Below are 11,890 nucleotides of genomic sequence, written 5' to 3'. Positions count from 1 at the left end.
CCTTCCGCCCGTGGGTGGCTCACCTTGCCTGTGTGCTAAGCTGTTTAGGGCTTTCCTCATGTGTGGGAAGCTGGTGGTTTGGACACACCCCCCCGCAAGCAGCCTATCCTGACATTGCCAGTGTGCCGATGAAAGACATGTGCGCCTTTCAAGCTGATGATCTTTTTCATCATAAAGATCGCGAGCTTGTACGCTTAACGCAAGAAAAAACCACCCTCACCGCGCGCGGCCATGATTTATGGGCCCAAACCTTTTCGCACGAACGCCCTCTCCCGCATGCCCCCCAAGGCCCTGAGGAAAAGGCAGCGCCAACGCCACACCCCCCCTAAAGCACCACCCGTGCCCCCACACCTGGGGTAACCCTGAAAACGCCTGCCAACCCTTTTCTTATGAGCGTCCTTTCCCGGCTGTATGCCCTGCTTTTCGAGGAAACGGTGATCGTTTTTTGGAAAAAGGAAATTACGTTCCTCTCTTCAAAGGAACCCTTTTTGGAGAAGAAGTCACCTATTCTTTTTACAAACGGCTTGGGTTATGTATAATCCCTCTCACACACATGGCTTACCAGGGGCGTTATGCTAAAAAAAACACACCACGATCATCACCATGTTCCCCATTTTTATCGCCATGTGGGGCGCATTTTTTTATTGTATTTTCGTTCTCACGAATCACGCTGGGCCCTCAGTCTTTTTGCCATGCTTATTGCCTCTATGGTGGCCTATTCAGCCATTCACGGGGCCTTTAGCTATTGGCAGCGTGCTATTTATGACTCTTTCCAAGCCTATGACCTGCCCCAGTTTCGTTTTTTGATGATTGTATTTGTGGGCATTGCCGCCATCAATATCATTATTTTCATGGCGCGATCGTATATCGAGTCCCTTTTGAAAATTTTTTGGCGGCGTTTTCTTTCCCACCATTATATATCCATCTGGTTGAGTGACGTGCGCTATTATCTTCTGCAGCTTATGCCGGGTGATACGGACAACCCCGATCAGCGCCTTTCTGATGACCTGCTTTATATCACAACCAACACGCTCACTCTTTTTACAAAAATTATGCAAGAAGTGTTTACCCTGATTGTGTTTTTGGGGATTTTGTGGCAGATCTCGGGCCCCCTGTCTTTTTCGTTGTGGGGTTATCATATCGTGATCCCTGGCTATTTGGTGTTTGTGGCGTTTTTTTATGCCGTTCTTGGCACCGCCATCACCAAACACGTCATGAAACCCCTGTTGCCCCTTGATGTGGAGAAAGAGCGACGCGAAGGGGATTTGCGCTATGCCTTGGCTCGCATTCGCGAACACAGCGAAAGCATTGCCTTTCTTAACGGTGAGGCAAAAGAAAAAAAGACCACCGATGGGTTTGTGCATAACCTTTATCTCACCACACGGATCATTATGCGCAAAATGCTTTATGTCAACTTTTGGATCAATGGCTATATGCAGGTCAGCATCATTGTGCCCATGCTGTTGATGGCGCCGCGCTATTTTGGTGAAAAGCTCACCATCGGCATTTTGATGCAGGTGCTCTCTGTGTTTCGAAGTGTAGAAAACGCCTTTACCATCATTGTGCAAAACTATCCCGACATTATTGAGTGGAAAGCCAGCCTCACCCGTCTGATTGCTTTTGAGCGCACGATGCACCAACCGCTGCCTCATAAAAATATCGTATACCAAAGCCATGAAAAGCCCGAGCTTGTGATCCACAACCTCACCTTAACAACGCCCGCAGGGAAAAAAATACAACATGTGGGGGACAAAAACTTGGCGCCCAGCTCTTCCACCTTAATCAAAGGGCCTTCAGGCATTGGCAAAAGCACGCTCTTGCGTGCGCTTCAGGGCATGTGGCTGTTTGGGGAGGGCACCATTGATTATCCTGCAGCGCGTTTTTTCTTTTTGCCCCAAAAACCTTACCTGCCTTTGGGCAAATTGAAAGATGTGATAACCTATCCCCAAGAGGCGAGAGCTTTTTCATCCACCTTGCTGGTGCAAGTGCTTGAGGACGTAGGACTGGCACATCTCAAAACGCGTTTAGAGGATGAGGCTTTTTGGCCTCAGGTGCTTTCCGGTGGAGAGCAGCAGCGCCTGGGTTTTGCGCGATTGCTACTTGCCAACCCTTCATGGATTTTTCTGGATGAAGCCACCTCAGCCCTGGATGAATCATCAGAACAAGCCCTTTATCAGCTGATCCAAACCCGCTTCCCCAAAGCCACGTGTATCAGCGTGGGCCATCGTCCTGCCCTCGAAGCCTTGCATCAAGACGTGTGGCTGTTCCCGCATAACGCCTCTCACAACGACTCTCACGCGTAACCCATCTTATGCACACACGCTGGTCGCGAGTTTTCTCGCTTTTCACCACTTTTTTGACACATGAGCAAGATCGTTTCATCCTGTGGACGCCCGTGCTGCTAGGTCTGGGCATTGCCCTCTATTTTTCACTCACGTTTGAACCCCCCTTTTGGTGGGCCCTCGGGGCAGCGCTGTGTGCCGGAGGGTGTGTGGGTGCGGTGGTGCTCACCTATCATCGATCGTTGTTTCTCCTTCATATTGTGTTGCTGGGCCTTGCCTGCGTGTGCCTTGGCTTTAGTGCCGCCTTGTGGCGAACACAAGCCCTTAATACACCCATGCTCAACACCCACGTCAAACGCGCCACGCTTGAGGGTGTGATTGAAAACGTTACTTACCTTCGCTATAAAGGCGGGCCACAAGCGATAAAGGGGGCGCGGGTGATTGTACGGGTGACGCGCATTGTGCCAACCCTGGCCCTTCACAAAGTGCGGCTGTGGATTCCGTGTGGGTGGAAAACGCTGCGCGCCGGACAGCACATACGGGTGAAAGCCAACCTCACCAAGCTCCCCCCACCTACGTGGCCCTATGGCTATGACATGCGCAGAACGTGCTATTTCCAGGGGATCGGCGCGAAGGGGTTTTGCCTCACCCCTCCTTCCCTACGGCACGCCCCGCCGCCCTTGTGGCGTACGATGTGGATGGAGCCATGGCGTGAGCGTCTGACCCATGTTTTGTTTGAGGTTTTGCCCATGCCCCACGCCAGCGTGGCAGCGGCCCTGCTCACGGGCCACACAGCAGGCTTGCCTTCCTCTGTGCGCGCTGACTTTGCCGATGCCGGCATGGCCCATTTACTGGCCATCTCAGGTCTTCATATGTCGATTGTGGCCGGGCTTATCTTTTTTATGGTCTATACGTTACTCGGCCTGTGGCAACGGGCTGTGCTGTTCTGGCCCCTGCATAAAATAGCTGCGGTGGCCACCGTTCTTGGCACATTTCTCTATCTTCACCTCTCTGGCGTGCATATTCCTGCCACGCGCGCTTTTTTCATGACCACCATGGCCATGACAGCCCTTTTGCTTGATCGATCGCCTTTATCCTTAAGGCTGGTGGCTTTTGCAGCCACCTTTATTCTTATTTTTCGCCCTGAAAATTTGCTATCACCCAGTTTTCAACTATCCTTCGCGGCAGTCACCAGCCTTGTGGCGGTGTTTGAGCGGGTCAAAGCGCCCACGCGTTTTCAACAGCGCTGGTTTCACACGGGCCTTTCGTGGTTGGGGATCAGCCTCTTGTCTACACTGATTGCGGGGCTGGCCACCCTCCCGTTTACTGCGGCCACCTTTCATCAAGCCACCCTGCTGGGCATGGTGGCGAACCTGGTGGCCATTCCCCTCACCACCTTTGTGGTGATGCCACTAGGGATGACCCTTATGTTGTGCTCACTGATGGGCGTTGCTTCATGGGTCGCCCCCTTTTTTGCCCTTGCTCTTTCAGGGCTGATCGCCATTGCCCAAACTGTGGCGGCTTGGCCTCTGGCCTCTGTCACCGTGCCAGCTGGCGCGCCGTGGGCCTTGGGTCTTATCACCCTTTCAGGATTGTGGATGCTGTTGTGGCAAACGCCGCTGCGCTGGCTGTGTGCGCCCCTGTTATTAGGCGGATTTTGGGCGCTGTGGACCCCCCACCCCCCCCACATTTTTATGGAAAGTGAGGGCAAGTGCATGGCTTATTTTGAGTCTGCCACTCACACCCTTTGGGCTTCATCCCTGCGCAAATGCCGGTTCGCCCTTGATACGTGGCAAAAAGTCACAGGCGCCACAACCTTGCGCACCTTACCCTTTCAAAGGCCTGAAGCCCCCTGGCTGGGCAACACCCATGGCTGTTTTCAGCGCACACCCAAAGGCATCAACCTTTTGCTTGCTCAAAGCACCCGCCACCTTCCCTTTTGCGGCGCGGCAGATATTGTATGTGCCCTCGAGCCGTTGCGTTTCAGGTGCGAAGGAGGGCGGCAAAAGCTGCGCCTTGATCGCTTTTCTGTGTGGCGTGAGGGCAGCGTGTGCGTGTGGCTTTCCCCCAACAAAACCTTTCTCAAGCGCTCTTGCTATGATCTTCAAGGCCGCAGGCCGTGGACATACCAGCCGCCGCTTCACAAGAAACGCGCGCATCATAACAACAAAAAACAGCACACCCCTCATCACAAAGGACGCACTGTCTTTTTTAGACCCACAAAGATTAGGTCAATCGCGCTAAGGGATCCTCAAGGCGCCTCCACCGCAAATTTAGCCACTTCTTTTGAAAAGTCATAGGGCTGGTAGTCATCGATGCCAACCTCATCATTGGCGTCACGGTCAATGCTCCATCCTGACATCAATGACATACCTTTTCCTTGGCAAAATGTATTGAGGCTGGTTTGATTGGCCAGGGTAAACACTTTGTCGTTATTGTTTTTACCAAACATGGGACAGGCCCCCATATGGGTCCAAATATCATCATCCGACCACTCATCGCTAAAGATTTCCTTGATCTGCCCATGGGCAGCTTCCAAAGCCACCACCGAGGCATCATAGAGATTGTCACCAGAGCCCTCACCAAAATCTTTCAGCAGGCACTGCACCACGGCGGGCACCACCCCATTACCTGACAAAAGCTTCAAGAACTTTTCACCATGGCGCGTGAAACCCTGAACGTTCGTGGAGGCATCTACAGGCAAGGTATAGATAAGAAGCGTATCGGGACGACCTTCTACAAGCTTGACCACAGCTTCCACATGACGACCCAAGGCTTCGGTGTCGGCTAAAAATCCACCGGCATAGTAAAAGTCCAGCGTCTTAACGCCATAGTTATCAAGAATACCTTTGTAGATATCGGTCAGTTTGCTGACATCGATAGACGCATTGGCGGCCGGCGGCAACCCATAGGGACCACCAACCGAAATGGCGCTGTCAGGATAGTTGCTCAAAAACTGGCGTAAGTAATCTGATTGCGCAGCGTCCCCATCTTCGTTGATATCTGTGTTGGGGTTATAGATCATACTATGACCCGCCCAACAAGCTTTGTCTTCACGCCCCTCGATAAACCCAGCAATCAGGGTTGTTAACCCGGCTTTATCCACCATCTTCATGGTGCTGGGCTTTTTACACCCCACAACGTCCACATAGGGGGCAGCCATGCGATCACCAGGTGTCGTGCCCGATGTTGTGGTCACAAGAAGCGTTTCAGAGGCAGCGGATTTATTGCCAGCCGCATCAAACGCCAACACTGTGCACCCATAGGTTTTGTCAGACAACAAACCAGAAATCTTTGTGGAGGTGGACACCGTGCCCATGGTGGCCGAAGACGGCATATCATCATAAGGATAATAAGTCACGTTATAGCCCACAACGCCCACATTATTGGTGGATGGATCCCACTTCAACAAAAAACTATGGGGCTTTACGTTTTCCGATACCAGCATCTGCGGAACCGTGGGCGGCTCATCATCACTTCCACTTCCACTTCCAGCAGGATCAAAGCCGTTAATCGTAAAGTCTGTGGGAAGGGCCGCACTCGCCCCCGTGCCATCTGAAAAGTTGAAGCCAATTTTGACACTCTTTGCTTCCCCGGCCTTCAACGGCAAGAGCGCATCTGAAAAATAACATACCCATTCTGAGGGCTGGCCGTTTTTCTCATCTTTTAAAAGAAAACCTCCGGTCCCTGTATCTTGAACAGGCTGATACGCGTGAGAGAAACCCAGCTTCGCATACGCTAAATCCTGGGGTCCCAGATTTTCCACCGTCACGGAGCACGCGCGATANNACGCATCATCCCCATCCCACGATGCCTCCACCTTCACCACGGGGTCCACAGCCTGCACCGCCGTTACACAGCCCACAAGCATCAAAAACATATAAAAAACGTATAACATATGGATAAACCTCAATTTTTTACACCACAAACCTTTTTTATCTAAAAAAGATAGTATGTCAATATTTTTATCAATATTTTATTCAAACTGCAGCTAAAAACAGGGAAACAGGTGACCTCACACCTTTCTTTGCGCATCAAGCATCCCTGTGTGTGGGCACAAAAAAACGGCACCCCCTTGGCAAAAGGGAATGCCGCTTATGGATGTATGCATCCCATGAAAAACAGGGAGGCAACGGTAACCTCAGGTCAAAGAAAATTGAGCCACCTCTTTGGAAAAATCATAGGGCTGGTGGCCATCAATGCCCACCATACTCTTAGCATCACGGTCAATACTCCACCCTGACATCAAAAGCATACCCTTCTGCCGACAAAACGCGTTGAGATCTTTTTGGTTTTCCAACGTAAAGACTTTCCCGTTGTTGTTTTTGCCAAACATCGGACATGCACCCAAGTGCTGCCAAATTTCTTGGTCATTCCATTTATGGCCAAAAGCTTTCTTCATATGAGCATGAGCACCTTCCAAAGCCACAACAGAGGCTTCAAATAAATTATTACTTGACCCTGCTCCAAACTCCATCAACATGCATTGCACAGCGTTAGGGAAAATAGCTTCTTCAGCCAAAAGAGTCAAAAAACTTTCACCATAATAATTAAACCCTTGTAACCCTGGAGATCCATCCACAGGCAGTGTATAGATGATACGTGTTGTAGGCCGATTCGCTAATAGTTTACGTATTGCCTGTATATGAAGCATAAGTGCACCTGTGTTAGCCAGAAAGCCTCCTTCATAATCAAAATCAAGCGCTTTGGTGTCATAATTGTCCAAAATCCCCTCATAAAGGTTGCACAGCTCATCTGGTGTAATACCCTTAATAGAAGCCATCGGCAAACCAGCAGCACCACCAATAGAGATAATACTATCAGGGTGCTCAGCAAAAAATTGGCGGAGGTAGTTTGATTTTGTGGCATCAGCTGATTCCTCCATCCCTGTGTTAGAATCGTAAACAAAGGAATAGCCTCCCCAGCAGGCTTTCTTGTCACGTGCCACCACAAATCCTGTAAATAAACCCGTGACACCAGAAAGACCGACCATAGCCGATGCATTAGGTGTGGGATAACTCAAAGCATCCACGTAGGGTAAAGCCTCTCTGCCTGTCACTTCCGGTGTTACACCTTCTTGACTTGTAATCACGGAAAGCCATTCAGAAAGCTCCGATTGATTGCCAGCCTTATCAAAAGCTAACACACGACAGTGATACGTTTCTTCAGGCTCTAACCCTTCAATCTTAATAGATGTCAGGGCCGTCGATATATGAAGCACTGAGTCTTCTTGAGAGGCAAGGCGATAATGAACGTTATACCCTGCAACGCCGACATTGTCAGTTGAGGGGCTCCACTTAAATATAAAACTGTAGGGTTTGATGCTTTGTACTTCTAAATTCTGAGGTACAGATGGTGGTATTGTATCTTCTTCTGGATAGTCTTCTTGATCATTAATGATGAAAGATTGGGGCGGATCTAACTCATTGCCGAGACCATCTGAAAAATTGAAACCAATTTTAACGCTTTTCTTTTCACCTGCTTTGATGGGTAAGATCCAATCCGACACATACGTTGTCCAACAAGATCCAGGCACATCATCGACATTCTGTAGGGCAAAAGGACCTGTACCCGTGTGCTTAAAAGGTCGATGGTCGTAAAAAAAGCTTAATTTGACATATGACATATCTTGGGGTCCAAGATTGTTTAACGTCACCACACATACACGATACCACTGCCCCTCCGCTTCCCAATCTGCATGGGCTGAAACAACAGGGATGCCATCCCCCTCTTTGGGCTCTTCTTTAAGATTGATACCATAGGCACATTGGGCCATCCCTAACACCATACAAAAAATAAACAACATAATCATAAACACCTTGACTAAACAACATAACCATAAACACCTTGATTAAGGCTGGTTCAATTTTTACACAAAAACTACAAAAAATCAAACTGTTATGTCATTTTAAGCATTTTAAGCGTCAATCAAAGGTATGCGTTATACACAAGGATACATAGCTCACACCAAAAACACTGCAGGCGTGCCGGGACAAAAAAATCAATGCACGCACAACATAACACAAGATCGATATGCTTGTTTATGAAGGCTAAAAGGTTTTAACGTCGTTGCGGTAGGTGCGATAAATGTTCAACAGGCCGGCAATATTGCCAAACAACAAGAACACAATCAGCCCCCACGGCTCTGAATGCAACCACTCATCCAAAAATGTGCCTACGCCATAACCCACAAGAACAGCCACCAGCCACTCAAGGGCCACCCGCCAGCCTAAAGAAAACCAGGCACCCCAATGTGTGTCACGTCGCCTGGCGGGGTTTCCGTTTTCTTCAAGTTTGGTAATTTTTCGTTTCACGTTTTTGATCTCGATCATGCCTATCCCCTGTATATGATGCGATACTATGTTTAAGGTTGAGAAAATCATGCCACGCACCTCGTTTTTGTAAAGGTGATCTCAAAAGGTACGCAGGATGAAAGGTGACAATGGTTTTTATGGGCCCGGATACGTAAGGGTTTTGATACACATGACGCTTGCCCCGCATGCGCGTGATACCTTCTTTAGATCGCAGCAACGCGCGCACGGCCGTGTTTCCCAATAATACTAATACCGCTGGACTCACTAGCGCAATATGTTTTTCAATAAGCGGCAAACAGGCTGCAATTTCTGCTGGCGTAGGCACACGGTTGCCAGGCGGACGCCACGGCACAATATTGGCGATATAGACATGGCGACGATCCAGCCCAATAGCGGCTAGCATCTGATCTAAAAGCTGACCTGATCGCCCCACAAACGGTTTGCCCTGGCGATCCTCTTCTGCGCCCGGGGCTTCACCCACCAGCATCACACGGCTTTGCGGGTCACCATCTGAAAACACGGTTGTTTGCGCCGTTGCTTTTAAGTCACAGCCAGCAAAGGTGTCGACAAAAGCCCGCAGATCCTCAAGAGAGGCAATATCGCGCACAGACGCTTCCCCCGTTACCGAAAAGGAAGGAGGAGAAGACAAAGCCGGCGACGCGGACGACAACCGCACAGAAGTTTCCATTACAGAAGGGAGCGTCGACAAAGAAGACAAGGGTGAAGAGGCCTCTGCCGAAGAGGTTTGGTGGTCACGGTTTTGTGAGTCACGCACGTGTGACGTGCGCACAAAGGAGGCTATGGATCGTAAGGAAGGCATAGGCGCACCCACCGGGAAAAAACCCTCATCAACCCCCCACTCATGATACAGCCACAAACGACTGGCCAGTGAAGACACCCTAGACACACAAGCCCCCCATGCCGCTCACAAGCAATGGATCAGCGGCGATCCCCAAACAAGCGCAGCAAGGCAAAAAACATGTTGATGAAGTCGAGATATAAAGACAACGCCCCCAAAACAACAGACTTTTTTCGCACATCCTCCCCAGCACTGGGTTGGTAAAGCCTGGCAATCATTTGCACATCATAGGCCGTAAGCCCGGTAAACACCAACACCGCAACCACAGACAACGCCATCTGCAAAGGTGTGCTGCCCACAAACAGATTCACAACCGAAGCCAACACAAGGCCCAACACCCCCATAAACAAAAAGGACCCCCAATTCGTGAGGTCACGCTTGGTGGTATACCCATAAAGGCTCATGCCGCCAAACATGCAAGATGTAATCAGAAACACACGTGCCACGCTTTCCATGGCGTAGATGAGAAAAACAGACGATGTGGTGGCCCCCATAAGGGCCGCATATCCCCAAAACAGCATCTGTGCTGTGGACGCACGCAAGCGGCCAATGCTGGCCCCCAAGGTCACAGGCACTGCCAACGTAGCAATCAACAACACCCACACAAGAGGCGTCCCCAAAATCACGCCATAAAGAGCGGGCGTACTGGCCACAACATAAGCCACCAGGCCTGTCAAAGCCAACCCCAACCCCATGGTAGAAAACACCTTTTGCATATAGACGCGCAAGCCTGCGTCAACCAAAACGCCGCCACGCCCCACCGACTTATTCAATGAACGATCCATGACTTTTTCTCCTCACTCACCACACCAGGAAAGGTACACCCTCAGTGTATGCCCATTATATCGAAAAATCAAAAATAAAATCACCTTGGCCCAATAATACGCCCACCCGCATAAAATGCATACAACGACAAGACATAACGTGCGTTTAGCCATCGCTATACACAGCAAGGTGTGCACAAAAAGAAGGCCATGGCGCGCCCCCTGTCAAGATTTTGATCAACTCCCCATCATCCCCATCAAGAAATGCGTCTAACACAGGCCACACCTCTTCGGGGGCACGCGCCAGGCATGCATGAACAAAACGTCCCACCAGCACATCCGCTTCCCGCATGCCCCTGTGGGTTCCCTTGAAATGCAAACGTTTTTTCATGGCTGCTGACATGATAAACGCACCTCAATCCTTAAATTTGCGAAGCTTTTTTCTTGGCATAGGCCTTTGCAACGGCCAAGGCCACCCCCTGACCAAAGGCGTGCGATGCGCGCACTTTTTCTGCCAGGCTCAACAGCTGTTCTTTCTGTTTTGCGCGCGCTTGGGTGTGTTGCAACAAATAGTTTACATGAGGCCAAACCCCTGCTTCACAGCACGCCTCTTGCAAACATTCAGGCACCACCGTGGTGCCCAGCAAAATGTTGGGTAGACTGACAACCGGCGTTGTGAGCACTCGGCGCAGCCCCCACGCCAACAGTGGCGTCACTTGATAGGCCACAACCATGGGACACTCCGCCATGGCCAGCTCAAGCGTGGATGTGCCTGAGGCCACAAGTGCCAGCGTGGCAGCGCGCATAAGCGACAAGCGTTGTTTCACATCCTCAAAAGCCACCACATAACCTTTGCCCAAGGATATATCTACATATTTCTGCACCTCTTGTTTCAGATGCGGCAGTGTCAACACCACAATTTGCGGCGGTGGGCTACAGGTCTGAGCCTTTTGCCCGATGGTTAGGAACAGAGAGGCCATCGCCTTCAATTCTTGCATGCGGCTCCCCGGCATCAACAGCAAAATGGGACGCTTAGGCGAAAGGCCAGGACACAGTGCTTCTAAGGGAACATCCCGTGAGGCATCATACCCCCAGTCTGCTGTGGGATGACCCACAAAGGTGGTGGCCAAGCCATGCTTTTCAAAGTAGGGCCCCTCAAACGCAAACAACGTGCAGAGATGATCAAGAAAAGCTGCCACTTTACGCGCGCGTCCTGGGCGCCATGCCCACACAGAAGGCGCCACACAATGCACTTTCACCAAGGAGGATGGCGCACTTTTTGCCAGACGGAGCGTAAAATCAGGCGCATCTATGGTGATCAGGATGTCTGTTGGCCGCCGCCGCAACTGGCGCCTCATCTTGATCAACGCCCGCACAAGGGTCAGCCCCTTTTTCACAAAAGAGAGACCGCCCAGGCTCAGGGTAGCCAAAGGCACCTCAGAGGTAAATGTGCCGGCCTTCATCATGGAAGGTCCGCCGATGCCCCAGAAGGTATAGGCTGTACCGCTTTTCTGCAATGCCTCAATCACAGCTTTGCCCAGCACATCCCCCGAGGGCTCACCCACCACAATGCACACCGACAAAGGCCGCGTCTGACCACGCTGTTGGGGCACGCCTTTCTTGATATTATCTTTGACGCCCTCTTTATTTGTCACCACAAAAAATATCCCT

At 50.6% G+C, this 11,890-nt stretch carries 10 protein-coding genes; 3 read left to right on the top strand and 7 right to left on the bottom strand.

Annotated features, from left to right (window positions below; all coding sequences use genetic code 11):
* The first annotated feature begins 62 nt into the window (after positions 1-62).
* The 3 genes from IG82_RS0100180 to IG82_RS0100165 all read left to right on the top strand — a co-directional run bounded on the left by IG82_RS0100180 (position 63) and on the right by IG82_RS0100165 (position 4,582).
* Positions 63-329, top strand: coding sequence for a hypothetical protein (locus IG82_RS0100180; RefSeq protein WP_156095263.1), 267 nt, complete (start codon positions 63-65; stop codon positions 327-329).
* A gap of 243 nt (positions 330-572) precedes the next feature.
* Complete coding sequence (locus tag IG82_RS0100170; RefSeq protein WP_031933696.1) at positions 573-2,303, top strand: ABC transporter ATP-binding protein/permease; 1,731 nt, start codon at positions 573-575, stop codon at positions 2,301-2,303.
* Between the two features lie 8 nt (positions 2,304-2,311).
* Positions 2,312-4,582, top strand: coding sequence for a ComEC/Rec2 family competence protein (locus IG82_RS0100165; RefSeq protein ID WP_031933695.1), 2,271 nt, complete (start codon positions 2,312-2,314; stop codon positions 4,580-4,582).
* On the opposite strand, the gene IG82_RS07365 is transcribed toward IG82_RS0100165, so the two are convergent.
* The 7 genes from IG82_RS07365 to lpxB all read right to left on the bottom strand — a co-directional run bounded on the left by IG82_RS07365 (position 4,534) and on the right by lpxB (position 11,877).
* Complete coding sequence (locus tag IG82_RS07365) at positions 4,534-5,730, bottom strand: fibronectin type III domain-containing protein (RefSeq protein WP_408605311.1); 1,197 nt, start codon at positions 5,728-5,730, stop codon at positions 4,534-4,536. The two genes, IG82_RS0100165 and IG82_RS07365, sit on opposite strands and share 49 nt — an antisense overlap.
* A 693-nt stretch (positions 5,731-6,423) precedes the next feature.
* Positions 6,424-7,791, bottom strand: a complete 1,368-nt coding sequence (locus IG82_RS0100150; protein WP_216476109.1) for a fibronectin type III domain-containing protein — start codon at positions 7,789-7,791, stop codon at positions 6,424-6,426.
* A 541-nt stretch (positions 7,792-8,332) separates the two neighbouring features.
* Positions 8,333-8,596: an AtpZ/AtpI family protein gene (locus IG82_RS07025; protein WP_168338495.1), complete on the bottom strand. Its 264-nt coding sequence runs from the start codon at positions 8,594-8,596 to the stop codon at positions 8,333-8,335.
* A complete protein-coding gene (locus IG82_RS0100140; protein ID WP_216476108.1) occupies positions 8,571-9,503 on the bottom strand; it encodes a uracil-DNA glycosylase in 933 nt (310 codons plus the stop codon). Before IG82_RS0100140 ends, IG82_RS07025 begins: the two co-directional genes overlap by 26 nt.
* A gap of 32 nt (positions 9,504-9,535) precedes the next feature.
* Entirely contained in the window at positions 9,536-10,240 is a 705-nt protein-coding gene (locus IG82_RS0100135) for a Bax inhibitor-1/YccA family protein (protein ID WP_031933691.1), read from the bottom strand.
* A 145-nt stretch (positions 10,241-10,385) separates the two neighbouring features.
* The gene (locus tag IG82_RS0100125) at positions 10,386-10,622 is read right to left on the bottom strand and encodes a succinate dehydrogenase assembly factor 2 (protein ID WP_052545514.1); all 237 of its coding nucleotides are present in this window, start codon (positions 10,620-10,622) and stop codon (positions 10,386-10,388) included.
* A 19-nt stretch (positions 10,623-10,641) separates the two neighbouring features.
* Positions 10,642-11,877, bottom strand: a complete 1,236-nt coding sequence (gene lpxB, locus IG82_RS0100120) for a lipid-A-disaccharide synthase (protein ID WP_052545512.1) — start codon at positions 11,875-11,877, stop codon at positions 10,642-10,644.
* Positions 11,878-11,890 lie beyond the last annotated feature (13 nt).

It is taken from the genome of Candidatus Hepatobacter penaei, from assembly GCF_000742475.1.
Lineage (GTDB): Bacteria > Pseudomonadota > Alphaproteobacteria > Holosporales > Hepatobacteraceae > Hepatobacter > Hepatobacter penaei.
This window is presented reverse-complemented; position numbering and strand designations above follow the sequence as displayed.

What these genes read in the sequence shown, in the direction of transcription:
- IG82_RS0100170 (WP_031933696.1), top strand. Translation starts at nt 573, where the DNA reads ATGCTAAAAAAAACACACCACGATCATCACCATGTTCCCCATTTTTAT.
- IG82_RS0100165 (WP_031933695.1), top strand. Translation starts at nt 2,312, where the DNA reads ATGCACACACGCTGGTCGCGAGTTTTCTCGCTTTTCACCACTTTTTTG.
- IG82_RS07365 (WP_408605311.1), bottom strand. Translation starts at nt 5,730, where the DNA reads ATGCTGGTATCGGAAAACGTAAAGCCCCATAGTTTTTTGTTGAAGTGG.
- IG82_RS0100135 (WP_031933691.1), bottom strand. Translation starts at nt 10,240, where the DNA reads ATGGATCGTTCATTGAATAAGTCGGTGGGGCGTGGCGGCGTTTTGGTT.
- IG82_RS0100125 (WP_052545514.1), bottom strand. Translation starts at nt 10,622, where the DNA reads ATGTCAGCAGCCATGAAAAAACGTTTGCATTTCAAGGGAACCCACAGG.